13 protein-coding genes are annotated in these 15,232 nt (G+C 61.5%); 6 read left to right on the forward strand and 7 right to left on the reverse strand.

The window, feature by feature from the left end; genetic code table 11:
• Positions 1 to 7: 7 nt before the first annotated feature.
• The 4 genes from I6E74_RS00390 to I6E74_RS00405 are packed head-to-tail and all read right to left on the reverse strand — an operon-like array spanning position 8 to position 4,767.
• Entirely contained in the window at positions 8 to 1,036 is a 1,029-nt protein-coding gene (locus tag I6E74_RS00390) for an ABC transporter permease (protein ID WP_197121928.1), read from the reverse strand.
• A complete protein-coding gene (locus I6E74_RS00395; RefSeq protein WP_197121930.1) occupies positions 1,033 to 2,538 on the reverse strand; it encodes a sugar ABC transporter ATP-binding protein in 1,506 nt (501 codons plus the stop codon). The genes I6E74_RS00390 and I6E74_RS00395 overlap by 4 nt, the downstream gene beginning before the upstream one ends.
• On the reverse strand, positions 2,535 to 3,536 hold the full coding sequence (locus I6E74_RS00400; RefSeq protein ID WP_197121932.1) for an aldose 1-epimerase family protein: 1,002 nt from the start codon (positions 3,534 to 3,536) through the stop codon (positions 2,535 to 2,537). Before I6E74_RS00400 ends, I6E74_RS00395 begins: the two co-directional genes overlap by 4 nt.
• Positions 3,526 to 4,767 carry a hypothetical protein gene (locus tag I6E74_RS00405; RefSeq protein ID WP_197121934.1) on the reverse strand — a complete coding sequence of 414 codons (1,242 nt, stop codon included), beginning with the start codon at positions 4,765 to 4,767 and terminating at the stop codon, positions 3,526 to 3,528. The genes I6E74_RS00400 and I6E74_RS00405 overlap by 11 nt, the downstream gene beginning before the upstream one ends.
• Before the next feature lie 212 nt (positions 4,768 to 4,979).
• On the opposite strand from I6E74_RS00405, the gene I6E74_RS00410 reads away from it, so the two are divergent.
• The 3 genes from I6E74_RS00410 to I6E74_RS00420 all read left to right on the forward strand — a co-directional run bounded on the left by I6E74_RS00410 (position 4,980) and on the right by I6E74_RS00420 (position 9,288).
• Positions 4,980 to 5,741, forward strand: coding sequence for a DeoR/GlpR family DNA-binding transcription regulator (locus tag I6E74_RS00410; RefSeq protein ID WP_197121936.1), 762 nt, complete (start codon positions 4,980 to 4,982; stop codon positions 5,739 to 5,741).
• 116 nt (positions 5,742 to 5,857) lie between these two features.
• Positions 5,858 to 7,894 carry a bifunctional aldolase/short-chain dehydrogenase gene (locus tag I6E74_RS00415; RefSeq protein ID WP_197121938.1) on the forward strand — a complete coding sequence of 679 codons (2,037 nt, stop codon included), beginning with the start codon at positions 5,858 to 5,860 and terminating at the stop codon, positions 7,892 to 7,894.
• Positions 7,891 to 9,288, forward strand: coding sequence for a rhamnulokinase family protein (locus I6E74_RS00420; protein ID WP_197121940.1), 1,398 nt, complete (start codon positions 7,891 to 7,893; stop codon positions 9,286 to 9,288). The genes I6E74_RS00415 and I6E74_RS00420 overlap by 4 nt, the downstream gene beginning before the upstream one ends.
• A gap of 150 nt (positions 9,289 to 9,438) precedes the next feature.
• On the opposite strand, the gene I6E74_RS00425 is transcribed toward I6E74_RS00420, so the two are convergent.
• Positions 9,439 to 10,431: a Gfo/Idh/MocA family protein gene (locus tag I6E74_RS00425; protein WP_197121942.1), complete on the reverse strand. Its 993-nt coding sequence runs from the start codon at positions 10,429 to 10,431 to the stop codon at positions 9,439 to 9,441.
• Between the two features lie 118 nt (positions 10,432 to 10,549).
• Here I6E74_RS00425 and I6E74_RS00430 point away from each other — a divergent pair, with 118 nt between their 5' ends.
• From I6E74_RS00430 to I6E74_RS00440, 3 genes are all read left to right on the forward strand, one after another.
• Complete coding sequence (locus I6E74_RS00430; RefSeq protein ID WP_197121944.1) at positions 10,550 to 11,200, forward strand: GntR family transcriptional regulator; 651 nt, start codon at positions 10,550 to 10,552, stop codon at positions 11,198 to 11,200.
• Between the two features lie 8 nt (positions 11,201 to 11,208).
• Entirely contained in the window at positions 11,209 to 12,630 is a 1,422-nt protein-coding gene (locus tag I6E74_RS00435) for an alpha-hydroxy acid oxidase (RefSeq protein ID WP_197121946.1), read from the forward strand.
• Positions 12,631 to 12,745: 115 nt separating this feature from the next.
• The gene (locus tag I6E74_RS00440) at positions 12,746 to 13,972 is read left to right on the forward strand and encodes an MFS transporter (protein WP_307784339.1); all 1,227 of its coding nucleotides are present in this window, start codon (positions 12,746 to 12,748) and stop codon (positions 13,970 to 13,972) included.
• A gap of 18 nt (positions 13,973 to 13,990) precedes the next feature.
• On the opposite strand, the gene I6E74_RS00445 is transcribed toward I6E74_RS00440, so the two are convergent.
• Positions 13,991 to 14,839, reverse strand: coding sequence for an endo alpha-1,4 polygalactosaminidase (locus I6E74_RS00445; RefSeq protein WP_197121948.1), 849 nt, complete (start codon positions 14,837 to 14,839; stop codon positions 13,991 to 13,993).
• A 10-nt stretch (positions 14,840 to 14,849) separates the two neighbouring features.
• Positions 14,850 to 15,107 carry a hypothetical protein gene (locus I6E74_RS00450; protein WP_197121950.1) on the reverse strand — a complete coding sequence of 86 codons (258 nt, stop codon included), beginning with the start codon at positions 15,105 to 15,107 and terminating at the stop codon, positions 14,850 to 14,852.
• Positions 15,108 to 15,232: the final 125 nt, after the last annotated feature.

Consider the following 15,232-nt stretch of genomic DNA (forward strand, 5'->3'; position numbering starts at 1 on the left):
ACAGCGCTCATAGTGACTGTCCCTTTCTCTTAGCCTGACGTGTTCGGTTGAGGAACATAAGCCGGTCGAGTACGATCGCGCCGACGATGAAGATACCGACGATCGACTGCTGCCAGAGGCTCGGAACACCAAGAACCGGTAGTGCGCTACTAATGGTGGCCAGGAAGAACGCTCCAAGCGCCACGCCCCAGATCGTGCCCGATCCGCCGATGATGGCGACACCGCCGACCACCGCTGCGGCGACCGATTCGAGCTCGTAGCCGGTGCCCACCTTGGCGTCACCCGTGGCGTAGATCGAAAGATAGACGAGCCCGCCGAGGCCCGCGAGCGCCCCACTCGTGACAAAGGCGTTGAGCGTGAGCCGACGTTCGCTCAGACCGAATAGGGTCGCCGCCTCTGGGTTTGAACCCAGTGCATATAGGTTGCGACCTGCTCGCCGGCTCGTCATGAACCAGGCGACCAAGAGCACCACGATAGCGACAATCATCAACAGCACTGGGATACCAAAAAACTGCATGGTGCCGATCTCGCGGTATTCGGGAGGCAACCAGCTTGACCGGATGAAGTGAGGGCCGATCCACAGGATTGCGATACCGCGGTACGCGTAAAGCGTGCCGAGAGTAATCACCAGCGAAGGCACCTTAAGGAACGCAACGAGCAAGCCGTTGATCAATCCGAGGAAGGCACCGAGCAGGATACCGATCACGACGACGACCGGAATCGGGATGCCGGGAACGTTCGCGAAGAGCCAGCCGGAAAGATAGGTACACAGGCACAAAATCGAGCCGACCGAGAGATCGATATTTCGGGTGATGATGACGATCGCTTGGCCGAGCGCGATCAGAATCAGGATGGTGGGCTGGCGAAGAAGCTCACGGAATCCCCCATCGCTGAAAAGGAACGATGGCTGGATCGCTGTCGTGACCGCGACGAGCGCGATGATGAGCACGATGAGGCTGACTTCGCGAGCGCGGATAATTTTGCCGAACATAGACCGGCCCGTCTCGGTTGGCGGGAGTTTCAGGGTCGTGGTCATGCTGCCACCTCCGGTGCGTGGGTTGCGGCGTACATTACGTTCTCGGGGGTGGCCGCTTCGCGCGAGAACTCAGCCGTAATTCGACCCTCTCGCACGACAAGCACTCGGTCTGCCATTCCCAAAACTTCGGGCAGTTCAGAAGAAATCATCAGAAGGGCGACGCCGTTGCCTGCAAGTTCGGAGAGCAGACGATGGACCTCTGCTTTGGTGCCGACGTCGATTCCTCGCGTCGGCTCATCGACAATCAGAAAACTGGGCTCGGTAGCCAACCACTTGCCGAGGACGACCTTCTGCTGGTTGCCTCCGGACAGCATCTGCGCCTCGGTATCGAGAGCGTTGGTTTTTACGTGTAGACGGGCTGCCCAGTTTCGCGCGCTCGGCTCTTCAAGAGTCGACGTGATGATTCCGTAACGCGCAAGTCGATTGCGGATCGCCATGGTGATATTTGTTTGCACACCGGCCGTCATCGCTAAGCCCTGTTTGCGTCGGTCTTCGGGAACGAATCCCATGCCCAAACGCATAGCGGCTGCGGGGTTTTTGCGGGGCACCTTGGCTCCGCCGAGACGGACAACCCCGGAGTCGTAGCCGTCAACGCCAAACACTGCCCGCGCAATCTCACTTCGACCGGCACCGACGAGGCCGGCGAAACAGACAATTTCACCAGCACGAACCGTAAAGCTCACATCTTCGAACACGCCAATGCTGGTGAGGTTTTCGACTTCAAGGACGGCGTCACCAATCTCTGCGACCTCTTTCGGGAAGAGGTTCTCGACGCTGCGACCGACCATCTGTCGGATGATCTCGTCTTCTGTGACTTCAGCGGTCTGGTTGGTGGCGACGTAACTTCCGTCACGCATCACGGTTAGCACATCGCATAGAGCAAATACTTCGTCGAAACGGTGTGAGATAAAGATGATGCCCTTGCCCTCGTCTCGCAATTGACGAGCGATGCCCATCAACCGTTCGACTTCGATGCCAGAAAGAGCCGCAGTCGGTTCATCCATAATGATCACTTTGGCGCCGACGGAGATTGACTTAGCGATCTCAACCACTTGCTGGTCGGCGATCGACAATCCCCGCGCTTCGCGGTCGGGGTCGATCGGAACGCCAAGGCGCAGAGTCAGCTCGCGTGTTTCGCGACGCATCCGGGCACGGTCAAGAAACCCCAACCGGGTGTACGGCTGCCGGCCGACAAAAAGGTTCTCGGCGACGGACAGGTCGGGAAACAGTGTTGGCTCTTGGTAAATCACAGAAATTCCCGCGGCCTTAGCCTCATGGGTATTCTGGAAATCGACGCTCGTACCTTCCATCAAGAATTCGCCGTTGTCGCGGCGGTACAGCCCACCGATGATCTTGACCAGGGTTGACTTTCCTGCGCCATTTTCACCGATGACCGCGTGAATCGATCCATGATCGAGCGAGAGGTCAGCATCGACGAGAGCTGCGACGGCACCGAACGACTTGGTGACGCCTTTGAGCTCTAATAACGGGGTGTGGGTCATGCTGCATCCACCTCAATCTCGATCGCGTATGAACGGCTTTCGCCCGGCGCAAGGCTCGGCAACCTGCCGTTGTCTCGAGCAGCGGAACGGCCCTGAATTTCAGCGGTATTTGCGGGTTCAAGACCCAGAACATAGTGCTTCGTCGCCGTGAGCTTCCATTGGAACAGCGCCGGAAGGGTCTCGGAATGGCGAAGCGTGAAAGTGAGTCCACGAGCGGCGTTAGTGACTCGGGCAACGCGGTCGGCGCTTGGGGCGTGCACGTACACCTGTTCGCATGTACCCGCTACGGGTTCGCCGATCTCGGCGCGCTGGTCGAAACCAGCTACTGCGTCTGCATCGCGAGATTCAACAGAAGAAGAGGGTATTTCGATGACCGCACCAGCGTCGAGCAGTGGCCATCCGAGATTCACGTGGTACAGAACCATGTGCGGGCTCGCGCTCTCGCCTTCGTTCGTCACCGTGTCTTCGATCTTGAACGACGACGACCCAACGCGCGAAGTAATTCGGCGACGAAGAACAAGGTTCTCGTGGAAGACAGCAGCCTGACGCACTTCACCGGCAATCGTGATCAGCTCGGGAGTAACGGTTACCTCGGAGACGCGGGCCGAAATCGAGCCGATGCGTCCGTGCATTCCCGAGACGCCATCCTCGTCATCCACCGGTGGGCCGAAATTGTCGAGGCCGCACGTCGTAACGAGTCCACCAGCAAAGTTGCGCAGCCATCCACGCCCCTCGGGTTCGCGGGCCTCGGGCCGGGTGAATCCGGTCGACGACAACCATGCGAGCGGAATTCCGTTAATGGTCGCCGCACCGATGTCGAGCGCACGGTCGGGGTGAACATCAAATTCGAGTCCGCCCCCGTTAACAACTCGAAAGCGGCGAGCGCCCCGCGCCGGACCGTCGTCTTCGACGAAACGGTCCACCCGGGCGAATTGATCAATCGTGCCTACGCGAAGGAGGGCCTCATCAACTGAGCTTCCATAAACATCAGCCGACATGACCGAGTTCCTGGTTCCCAGGGCCAAAGTGCTTGAGCATAACGATGTCGTCAGTCGAACTGCGGTTGGTAATCGTGACTCCGGCACGAGCTGCAGCCTCAGAAACGAAGAACTCGTCTTGGCTGAGTTGTCCATAACGAATAACGGTTGCTGCCTGCGCCTCATGTGCACCGAAAGTGCCTGAGCCCTGAACGAAAATGACCCCATAGGCGTCTTGGTCCGTGATGGTCACCGTCTGACCTGGACGCACCGTGAGCTCTTTCGCGCTGAACGAATCCGAGCGATAGACGATCCAGTTTTCAACATACGCACTTCCGCCATCGGCGATGGATGCCGTTGTGGGGTACGGGTTCATGAAACGGTTCGAAACGAAGTCCGCGTCGACATTCTTTTCCCAGTCAAGGAGATCAAGCAGGAAGTCATAGTCACCGTGGTGCGCTTCGGGCACGTCCTTCCACAGCAGCTCTTCTGGGACTTCCTTGTTATTACTCCAGGACTCGCACATTGCAAACACATCGCTGGCGGATTGCGGTTCGTACGTGCAGATACTCGCGGGGGCGTGCAGAACTCCCGCGGGGATGTCCCATCCGGTGCCGAGCTGGGTGCGGTATCCGAGAGAGAGGTCGGTAATGCGATTATCTCCACCGTCGGCGAAGCGCATGAGACGCTCCTTGACCTGGTCACGAGTAATTCCCGGCTGAAATCCGAAGAACGAGATCGGCTGCATGCCGAGGTTGTCATTCATGTGAGGCGAGTAGTAGTAGGCCTCGGGCTTACCGACTTTGTCGACAAGCGCTGCCTTCTCATCCGAGTGGTGCACGTGAAATGGCAGCGGCATGAGGTTGTCGTAGAACTTGGAATACATCGTCCATGCACCGAAACGTTCCCAGAGGCGTGAACCGATGAGGCCGTCTTTGTGGTGAGCGATGAACTCATCGAACGGCAGGAGTCCGCCGTCGGGATCGACGACGAGGCTGAGTCCCTCGTAAGCACCCGTGAGCGGACCGTTGTCGGCACGGATGGATGACGAAAGCCAGCGTTCATCGATACCGCCACGGCCGTGACCGAGCGGGAAGTAGTCGTCAGGATGAAGGCGGATGCGCTTGCCTGGTGTGCAGAATGCCCGGGGAACCCACGCTGGCGCCAATCGGACGATGCCCTTGCCTGCGTCGAGTACGCGATCGTATGCCGTTGCCGATGTCACAACGTTGTCGTAGGCCTCAGCGGTCATCAGCGACGCTCTCCCTTGAAGTTTGCGCGTTGCCGGAGTGGCAACGCTGCCAATAATTGTGGGTTCAATGAACCCCGTTTAGGGAATGTAGCACCACGCCAATTGTGTGTCAACGATGGAGATCAACACGTAATAGAAAGCAGGCGAATAAAGGGCATAAACAAGATATTGTTATCTTTAGTCAAATTAGTACCACAAACGAACGGGTGAAAATGGCTACTACGGGCAGTGCTGAATCCGAGGATCGACGCAAGCAACTACTCGATGCCCTCGAGCAAGAGAGCGTTATCCGCCTCGCTGATGCCGCCGACTCGCTCGGGGTCTCCGCCATGACCATCCGTCGAGACCTCGCCGACCTTGAGTCCGAGGGGCTACTGCGGCGGGTTCGCGGCGGTGCTATCTCAGTACTTCGCCCTCGCCCGTTTGAAGAACGACGTTCGGTGCGTTCCCGTGCCAAGGAAATCATCGCCGACAAGGCTCTCGCTTTTGTGCCGCGATTCGGTTCAATTGCTCTTGACTCCTCAACGACTGTTGGCATCATGGCGAGCAAGTTGGGGCCGAGGTCAGGCCTCATCGTTGCCACAAACTCCTATCCGACGTACACGACCATCAACGGCACGGTTGGCGTGACTCCGATCCTCATTGGCGGCGAAACCGAAGAATCAACCGGCGCGTTCGTCGGCCCGTTGGCTGTGCAGACCGCGCAATCACTGCGGTACGCACGATTCTTCGCCTCGTCGAGCGCAGTAGTTGCCGAGTCCGGCACCACTGAGGTGTCCCTTGCTGAGGCACAGATGAAACAAGTCTTCGCCAAAGTGTCGAAAGAGATCGTGCTCTGTGTCGACTCATCCAAGCTCGACCAGGAAGCCACAGCAGCGGCCCTAGAGCTGTCGCAGATCACTGTACTCATCACCGAGCTTGCTCCCACCGACGGACGGCTCGACGAATTTCGCAACTATGTTGAGTTGCGGTAGCCGCCCATAACATCCTTGTGACTTCTTGTGTTATTTCTTGTTATATTTCACAATTGCTCACACGCGGCGTATCATCGTCGATCAGACCCCTTCACAGACGCAGAGTCAGGAGCTCGATGAAGAACTCGACCGTGGCCGAACTTGTTGCTCGAAGCAACGCTTTAGGCAGCGACCCCAAGATCACCAACTATGCTGGCGGCAATACCTCTGCCAAGGGCACCGACATCGACCCCGTTACGGGCGAACCGGTTGAACTTCTGTGGGTTAAGGGCTCAGGTGGCGACCTCGGCACATTGACAGAGTCGGGCCTCGCCGTTCTACGTCTCGACCGCATCCGCGCCCTCGAAAACATCTACCCTGGCCTCGACCGCGAAGACGAGATGGTTGACGCCTTCGCGTACTGCCTCCACGGCTCTGGAGGCGCAGCGCCCTCCATCGACACCGCCATGCACTCGCTCGTTGATGCGCCCCATGTAGACCACCTCCACCCCGATGCCGGAATTGCAATCGCCACGGCCAAAGACGGCGAAAAACTGACCGAGACGATCTTCGGCGGCAGCGTTGTGTGGGTTGATTGGCGCCGCCCGGGGTTCCAGCTTGGGCTCGACATCGCGGCCATCAAACAAAAGAACCCCGACGCTATCGGCTGCATCCTCGGCGGCCACGGTATTACCGCCTGGGGAGACACCTCCGCCAAGTGCGAAGAGAACAGTCGCTGGATAATCGATACGGCACAGGCCTACATCGATGCAGAAGGCTCAGAATCCCCGTTCGGCGCTCCCGTCGCCGCCAACGCTCCGCTTGCCGAAGATGAACGCCGCACAAAAGCTGCCGCACTCGCCGCCACTATCCGCGGCGTCGCCTCACACGACAAGCCGATGGTCGGCCACTTCACTGACGACGCGCGCGTGCTCGAGTTTCTCAGCAGCGCCAACGCCCCCAAGCTCGCGGCGCTCGGCACAAGCTGCCCCGACCACTTCTTGCGCACCAAGGTCAAGCCGCTGTTGCTCGACCTGCCCGCCAACGCCTCGATCGAGAAGAGCATCGAGCGCCTGAAGGAACTCCACGAGGAGTACCGCAAGGACTACACCGCCTACTACGACAAGTTTGCGACCGACGACTCCCCCGCGATTCGCGGCGCTGACCCGCTCATCGTTCTCGTGCCCGGCGTCGGAATGTTCAGCTACGGAGCGAACAAGCAGACCGCCCGCGTTGCTGGCGAGTTCTACGTCAACGCCATCAACGTGATGCGCGGCGCCGAAGCAATCTCAACTTACGCTCCGATCAGCGATGCCGAGAAGTTCAACATCGAATACTGGGCACTCGAAGAAGCCAAGCTGCAGCGGATGCCGAAACCCAAGTCGCACGCGACGCGCATCGCTCTCGTGACTGGCGCAGCATCCGGCATCGGCAAGGCGATTGCTACCCGCCTAGCTGCGGATGGCGCCTGCGTGATCATCGCTGACCTCGACCTCGAGAAGGCTCAGGCCGCGGCGTCCGAAATCGGCAACACGGATGTCGCGATCGGGCTCAAGGTCAACGTGACCGATGCTGAGGCAATTGAGCGCATGGTGCAGGATGCCGTGCTCGCTTTCGGCGGTATCGACATCGTCGTGAACAATGCAGGTGTTTCGCTCTCGAAGTCGCTGCTGGAGACCACGGAAAAGGATTGGGACTTCCAGCACGACATCATGGCCAAGGGTTCGTTCTTGGTCTCGAAGGCCACCGCGCCCGTTCTCATTGAGCAGGCCATGGGCGGCGACGTGATCTACATCTCGTCAAAGAACGCGGTCTTCGCTGGGCCAAACAACATTGCGTATTCGGCGTCGAAAGCTGACCAGGCTCATCAGGTTCGACTGCTGGCGGTGGAACTGGGCGAACACGGCGTGAAGGTCAATGGCATCAACCCCGACGGCGTTGTGCGTGGTTCGGGAATCTTCTCGTCCGGCTGGGGCGCCAACCGCGCCAAGACCTATGGCGTTGAAGAAGAAGACCTCGGCAAGTTCTACGCCCAGCGCACGATCCTCAAACGTGAGGTTCTGCCGGAGAACGTTGCCAATGCCGTATCGGTGCTCACGGGCCCTGATCTCAGCCACACCACCGGTCTTCACATTCCCGTCGATGCTGGTGTTGCGGCGGCCTTCCTCCGATGAACGCCGGGGTAGTAGCTGCGGTTGATCTCGGTGCGACCAGTGGCCGAGTCATGCTCGGCCAGGTGGGTCACAACGAGCTCGCTGTTCGCCCGGTAGCGCGCTTTCCTAATGGTCCTGTGCGCCGCACGGACGGCCTGCACTGGGACATCGATGCGCTCTATTCGAGCGTACTTACCGGGCTTGCTGCTGCTGTTAGTGATGAGCCACAACTGTCGAGCATCGGCGTCGACTCGTGGGCGGTCGATTACGCGCTGATGGCGGGCGGGCAAATGATTGCTCCCCCGTTCCACTACCGCGACGAACGCACCGCTGTTGGCATAGAGCGCGTGCACGCGATTGCCGGTCACGCCGAGCTCTATGCCTCAAACGGGCTCCAATTTCTCGCCATCAATACGCTGTATCAGTTCGCCGCCGAAGAGAATCTCGCCGACGCCGACGGCTTCCTGCTGGTGCCCGACCTCATCAACTACTGGCTGACAGGGCGTCAGGTTGCTGAACAGACAAACGCATCGACAACGGGATTGCTCAACATTGCGACCGGACAGTGGGATGACGCACTCATCGAGAAACTCGGGTTCTCCCGGGGCCTCTTCCCCGAGCTGGTTACCCCCGGCACCCACCTCGGGCCGGTGCGCGACGAGCTCGGCATCCGTGCCGACGTGGTCGCCGTCGGATCGCATGACACGGCATCCGCTGTCGTCGCGGTTCCGGCAACGAGCGACGACTTCGCGTACATCTCCTGTGGCACCTGGGGGCTCGTGGGCATCGAACTCAACTCCCCCGTGCTCACCGAAGCAAGCCTCGCCGCCAATTTCACCAACGAGAGCGGCGTCGATGGGCGGGTGCGCTACCTGCACAACGTCATGGGCCTGTGGTTGCTGAGCGAATGCGTGCGCGAATGGCAGAAGGATGACGCCAGCGTTGACCTTCTTGACCTGCTCGCTGCGGCATCCGCTCTCACCACGGCAGTGCCGATCTTTGACGCGAACGATGCCCGCTTTCTCGCCCCTGACGGCATGCCCGAGCGCATAGCCGCCTGGTGCACCGAGCACGACCTGCCCACGCCGCAGTCGCGCGTGGAGTTTGTGCGCAGCATCATTGAAAGCCTCAGCGTTGCTTTCGTGGATGCTGTACGCACGGCCTCAGAACTCTCCGGAAAGTCGGTGTCGGTCATCCATATCGTCGGCGGCGGCTCGCAGAACGAGTTGCTCTGCCAGCTGATCGCGGACCGCAGCGGAATGCCGGTGCTCGCCGGCCCCGTGGAGGCCACGGCCATCGGCAACGTGCTCGTTCAGGCGCGCGCCCAGGGGTTCGTCGAGGGTTCGCTCGAGAGCTTGCGCAGCCTCGTAGCTGCCGCGTTTTCGCCGAAGCAGTACCTGCCGCGTTCGCGCTAGCCCGCTGCACGCGGTGCACGCCGGAGTTACCCGCGGCATGCACCGCGCACTCGCGTGCGCTTAACGCAACAGCGCCGGCCTCCGATTCCTCGGTGGCCAGCGCTGTGTCGTTTAACCCGCGTTCGCTCTCGCGACCCGGGCTAGTACTGGCTAGCCCTCGTCAAGCATCGGGTACGTGAGCCCGATCTGGCGACGAATCTCATCGAGCGTGTGCATGATCTCGATGCTCTCGCTCGGCGAGAGGATGTCGTTGGTGAGCTCGCCAGCGGCAACGAGGCGCTCGAGTTCGGCGGCCTGAAACTGCATGCCGCGACCCGTGGTGCTGCCGTCGAACTCTTCGACGAGGTTGCCCTCGCCGTCGAAGCGAGTGAAGGTCGTGGGGGCGTAGAAGGTCTCATCGATTTCGATGCGGCCTTCGGTGCCCACAATGACGGCGCGCGTGGGGCCGCGCAGGTCGAGGGTGGTCTGCAGCACTGCTTGAGCTTCGGTGCCGTAGCTGAAGATCATCGAGGTCTGGCGGTCGACATCCGTACCGGTCTTGGTAGCCACGGCCACGAGGCTTGAGGGTGCGCCCAGAATGTCGTACGCGAACGACACGGGGTAGATGCCGAGGTCGAGCAGCGCGCCACCTCCCAAGAGCGGGTTGTTGATGCGGTGCAGCGGATCGCTGGGCAGGTTCTGGTTGTGGTCCGCGATCACGCTGCGAATCGTTCCGAGCGCGCCCTCGGCGATGAGCTCACGGATGCGCACCATGTGCGGCAGGTAGCGGGTCCACATGGCTTCCAACACAACAAGCTTCTGTTCGTTTGCCCGGGCCACGACGTTCTCGGCCTGCGCCGCGTTCATCGTGAAGACCTTCTCTACGAGCACGTGCTTGCCGGCGTTGAGCGCGAGCAGCGCGTGCTCTTCGTGGAAGGGGTGGGGAGTCGCAACGTAGATGGCGTCGACGTTGGGGTCAGCAACGAGGTCTTCGTAGCTGCCGTGAGCGGTCGGGATGCCGTATTCGGCAGCGAACTTGTCTGCCGATTCTTGAGTGCGTGATCCGACCGCGACGACCTTGTGGCCGTGCTCGTTCAGGTCACTGGTTTGAAGGGTAGCGATCCATCCGGTGCCCAGAATTCCCCATGCCACTTGCTTCGTCATGCCATCTCCTTTGTTGCGCACGAAAACATACAGCGCCAATGTAGCAGGGGCCTATTTCACTTTGTCTTACATTCTGTTAGATTGTCTGACAATCCCCGTCAGCGCAGAAGGAGCAACCATGATCGAGAACGCCGCCGTGCTTCCCGAAACCGTTGCCCAAAAACTTCGTGCCGACATCATTGCTCAGCGCGATGCCCCCGGCTCTGCCATCACCGAGTCGGCCGTCGCCCTCCGCTTCGGCGTCGCCCGCCCCACCGCGCGCATCGCGATCGATCGCCTGGTTGCCGACGGCATCCTGCGCCGCGAAGCGCACCGCGCCGCGCGCGTGCCCGAGCTCAGCTATGACGACGTGCTCGACCTCTTCGACACTCGTGCTGTGGTCGAGACGGCAGCGATGGTGGCGCTAGCCGAAGCCGGCGCGATACCGGCGGCGGCGCTGGCAGCTCACCGCGCGCTCACCGCCACCGAAGATTTCGCGCACCACGACATCCAATTTCACCGCGCGCTCGTCGCCGGTCAGCCCAGCCCCCGCCTCACCCGCCTGCACGAACTGCTCATGGGCGAAGTCGAGTTGTGCATTGGGCAGGTTCAATCCGCCCAACTCATCACCGCCCACGAGGTGGCCGAACAACACCAGGGCATCCTCGATGCCATCACCGCCGGGGATGTCGCAACGGCAGAACGCCTTACCCGCGACCACATTCTGGGGGCGCGCGATCGCCTCCTCACCCACCTCGACACCGACACCAACCTCGACACCAACAACTAAGGCAGACCATGGTTAAGCGTCAATTTCCGAACCCCGTAGAGCTCGCGAAGCTCATGAAGTTCAAGGCACCCGAGCTCAACGGCAAGAAGCGTCGCCTCGACAGCGCGCTCACGATCTACGACCTCAAAGCCATCGCCAAGCGCCGCACCCCCAAGGCCGCCTACGACTACACGGATGGCTCGGCCGAAGGCGAAATCTCGCTGAGCCGTGCGCGCCAGGCCTTCGAAGACATCGAGTTTCACCCGTCGATCCTTCGTGACGCCTCGAACGTCTCGACCACGACCCAGATTCTCGGTGGCACCTCCGCGATGCCCTTCGGTATTGCGCCAACGGGATTCACGCGCCTCATGCAAACCGAAGGCGAGATTGCTGGCGCGGGCGCAGCAGCGGCAGCGGGCATTCCGTTCACCCTCTCGACGCTCGGCACGACATCCATTGAAGATGTGAAGGCCGCGAACCCGAACGGTCGCAACTGGTTCCAGCTGTACGTCATGCGCGAGCGCGAAATCTCGTACGGACTCGTCGAACGTGCGGCTGCTGCCGGCTACGACACCCTCATGTTCACCGTCGACACCCCCATCGCCGGCGCCCGTCTTCGGGACACTCGCAACGGATTCTCGATCCCGCCGCAGCTAACGCTCGGCACGATCGCTAATGCGATCCCCCGCCCGTGGTGGTGGTTCGACTTCCTCACGACTCCCCCGCTGGAGTTTGCCTCGCTCTCCTCGACCGGCGGCCGCACCGTCGGCGAATTGCTCAATTCGGCGATGGATCCGTCGATCAACTACGAGGACCTCAAGGTCATCCGCGCCATGTGGCCGGGCAAGATCGTCATCAAGGGAGTGCAAAACCTTGAAGATTCGAAGCGCCTTGCTGACCTCGGCGTTGACGGCATCCTGCTCTCGAACCACGGTGGCCGCCAGCTCGACCGTGCGCCCATCCCCTTCCACCTGCTGCCCGAGGTCGCCCGCGAGGTCGGCAACGACGTCGAAGTGATGGTCGACACCGGCATCATGAACGGTGCGGATGTCGTGGCTTCGATGGCGCTCGGTGCTAGGTTCACCCTCATCGGCCGGGCCTACCTCTATGGCCTCATGGCCGGAGGCCGCGAAGGCGTCGATCGCACGATCGAGATTCTCTCCAGCCAAATCGTGCGCACCATGAAACTGCTGGAAGTCACCAGCATCGAAGAGCTCGAGCCCAAGCACGTCACCCAGCTGCAGCGCTTGGCTCCCCGAGCCGTCGCGCCGAGTGCTGCCGCCGCGGTTCCGGCTAAGCGCGCTGCCCCTCGCACGGCTGCGGCCACGAAGGCCACACCAGCGACAAAGAAAGCCACTCCGGCGAAAGCCACGATCGCAAGCACGACTCGCACAGGATCCGCGAAAGCCGCACCGAAGAAGCCCGCGGCCAAGAAGCCTGCTGCCAAATAATTAGGCCACTCGCGCCGCAGGTTGTGGTGGGTTGCCGCGCGAGTTCTCTGTCCCCGCCGGGTCTAGCTTCTGACGTTCGTCAGCTAGCACCCGGCGGGGCATAGGGTTGAACACCGTGACTCAACCTTCTCTCGCAACTCCGCCGCCTGTGTGGCGCGCACCCGGGATGCCCGCGCTGCTGGTGTTGACGGCGGCAGGGTTCGGCGGGTTCGTTGTTCTCATTCCTGTCGCTCCGTTGTGGGCGATCCAGGGCGGAGCAACCGAAGCCGGCTCGGGTTGGGTCAACGGAATCCTCCTGCTCGTTACCGTGATGACGCAGCCCTTCGTGCCTCGCCTTCTGGCGCGATTGGGCACAGGGCGAGTGCTGGCTGCGGGGCTCGCGCTGCTCGGAGTTCCGCCACTGCTGCTGCTTGTCTCTGATCAGCTGGCGTGGATTCTCGCGATTTCAGCGGTGCGCGGGGTCGGCTTCGGCATCCTCACTGTCACAGGGTCGACCGTGGTGGCGAACCTCGTCGATCGCACCCAGCATGGCGCCGCGGTCGGCATCTACGGTGCCTCAATCGCGATTCCGCAGATTCTGCTCGTGCCAGCCGCGACGCTCCTTGCCGACACCGTTGGCTTCTGGTCCGTCTTCGCTCTCGGCGCGCTCCCCCTTCTCGGTATCAGCTCGGCACCCCGGCTGGCCCGTATTTTGCGCGAGCAAGCAGCCGAGCGCGAACCCCTACCAGCCACCGGTGCGACGCCAATCGCTCCCCCACCCGGCGGCAAATCTGCCAGATGGATGCTCGCCGTCACGCTCCTGCGCCCCATGATGCTGCTGAGCGGCGTCACCCTTGCCGGCGGCGCCTTGATCACCTTTGCGCCACAAATGAGCTCCTCAGCAGCGGCAACCGCAGGCTCTCTCGCTCTGCTCACCCTGAGCGCCGCTGTCACCCGGTGGGCCATTGGCGGGCTCTCTGACCGTTTCGGCGCCAACCGCTTCCTGTGGCCCCTCGTCATCATCGCGGTCGCGGGCCTGCTCGCGATTGCCGCAGCCGTGCAGAATCCGGCCGCCACCGGCATCCTGTTGTTCCTCGTCGGTATGACCCTCGTCGGTATTGCCTACGGCGGGCTGCAAAACCTCACCCTCGTGATCTCGCTCGCCGCCGTGCAACGCAAGCAGTACGGCACCGCTAGCGCCGTTTGGAACATCGGCTTCGATCTCGGAACAGCGCTCGGCTCCGTGCTCATCGGAACCCTCGCGACCGCATTCGGCTTCCCGCCCGCCATCTTGGTAGCCGCCGCAATCTCCCTACTCACGCTGCCACTCGCATTCAGGCGCGGGCCGAAGGTCACCGCCTAGCTAAAGCGCGAGGCACCATCAGCAATGCTCGAAGGTGTACTCGGCTGAGCCGGGCGACGTGAGATCGCGATCCCGCAGCATCGTGATGGGCGGTGTCGCGGCATCCGCACACACCTCGCTGAACGGGCGTCGCAGCTCATCGGTGTACTCGATGTCGATAACGGCATCACCATAAAAGCCGGTAAAGTCGCCGCACTCTGAGTACTGGTCGCACTCCTCCGCGATCGCGAAGTCGAACCCGATGGCGGATGCCTCCTCCCCCAGCAGCTCGGCCGAATTCTTCTGGGCTACCGCGAGTCCGCTGCTGTGGCCGAGCTGCACGAACAGCGTGGCCATTGCTACCGCCTGCTCGCGCTCAAGAACCCCGTCGGAGCGCGTGTAGCTGTCGAGGTTATCGAACTCGACTGCTGCGAAACCCTTACCTGCGCAGCCCTCAATCAGCGGCGCCATCCGCGCGGCGATAGCGTCGCGATTGCTGGCGGTACGGATGTCGAGCAGCGTTTCATCCGGCCAGTTCGCATCGATTACCGGGTCGCCTTCGGCATCGCGCAGCAGCAGCTCGCTCGGCCACGACTCCCCCGGTTGCGACTGGAACCCGTTGAGGTAACAAATGGAATAGGCGCCGGCGAGCGGTTCTTCGCTGGCGTCGCGCACGACGACGGTGACGGCAGCGTCGGGCTCGTACGCTCCGCCGAGCTGGTAATCCGCGATGGCGCCCGCGGCGAAAAGGCCCGGCGAGGCGATAGCGGCGGGAGGGGCGCTGGGCTCAGTTGTTAGCGGAGCTGAGGCCGAGCATCCGGCCAGCACGACGAGCACGGCCGTGACACAGAGCGCAGGCAGCAAGGATCGCCGCGCGCGCACTGTCATGCCATCGAGCTTAGGCCGCTCCGGTGCGACGCGAGATGTACGTCGCACGCATGTGGGAGCGGTGAGGTGGCAACTCTGCCCGAATGAGCGCGAAGCTCGAAACGATTGCCAGCAGAGCAGAAAGACCCAACACCAGGGTCGGAAGCGGCGGGATGCCCGCGGCTACGTCAAGCCCGGTGCCGGCCACGATCAGCCAGACGGCGGCTGCCGCAGCGGCGGTAAGGCTCGCCAGAAGAACCACTACCCACCCGAATACTTTCCTGTTCATAATTGCCCCCGTGCTTTCAGCTCTGCCTGGTTAATGCGACTGTGTAGCGTGAGCGAAAGCCTGAGGCTTTCTCTCTACTTGAACGCTAGACCCCAAATGGGGGCCAATCTAGTCGTCATTAAGGC

This window comes from Salinibacterium sp. SWN139 (assembly GCF_015864625.1).
Lineage (GTDB): Bacteria > Actinomycetota > Actinomycetes > Actinomycetales > Microbacteriaceae > Rhodoglobus.

Excerpts from the sequence above, each read along its gene's own strand:
- I6E74_RS00390 (WP_197121928.1), bottom strand. The coding sequence starts at position 1,036 with ATGACCACGACCCTGAAACTCCCGCCAACCGAGACGGGCCGGTCTATG.
- I6E74_RS00395 (WP_197121930.1), bottom strand. The coding sequence starts at position 2,538 with ATGACCCACACCCCGTTATTAGAGCTCAAAGGCGTCACCAAGTCGTTC.
- I6E74_RS00400 (WP_197121932.1), bottom strand. The coding sequence starts at position 3,536 with ATGTCGGCTGATGTTTATGGAAGCTCAGTTGATGAGGCCCTCCTTCGC.
- I6E74_RS00405 (WP_197121934.1), bottom strand. The coding sequence starts at position 4,767 with ATGACCGCTGAGGCCTACGACAACGTTGTGACATCGGCAACGGCATAC.
- I6E74_RS00410 (WP_197121936.1), top strand. The coding sequence starts at position 4,980 with ATGGCTACTACGGGCAGTGCTGAATCCGAGGATCGACGCAAGCAACTA.
- I6E74_RS00415 (WP_197121938.1), top strand. The coding sequence starts at position 5,858 with ATGAAGAACTCGACCGTGGCCGAACTTGTTGCTCGAAGCAACGCTTTA.
- I6E74_RS00420 (WP_197121940.1), top strand. The coding sequence starts at position 7,891 with ATGAACGCCGGGGTAGTAGCTGCGGTTGATCTCGGTGCGACCAGTGGC.
- I6E74_RS00425 (WP_197121942.1), bottom strand. The coding sequence starts at position 10,431 with ATGACGAAGCAAGTGGCATGGGGAATTCTGGGCACCGGATGGATCGCT.
- I6E74_RS00430 (WP_197121944.1), top strand. The coding sequence starts at position 10,550 with ATGATCGAGAACGCCGCCGTGCTTCCCGAAACCGTTGCCCAAAAACTT.
- I6E74_RS00435 (WP_197121946.1), top strand. The coding sequence starts at position 11,209 with ATGGTTAAGCGTCAATTTCCGAACCCCGTAGAGCTCGCGAAGCTCATG.
- I6E74_RS00445 (WP_197121948.1), bottom strand. The coding sequence starts at position 14,839 with ATGACAGTGCGCGCGCGGCGATCCTTGCTGCCTGCGCTCTGTGTCACG.
- I6E74_RS00450 (WP_197121950.1), bottom strand. The coding sequence starts at position 15,107 with ATGAACAGGAAAGTATTCGGGTGGGTAGTGGTTCTTCTGGCGAGCCTT.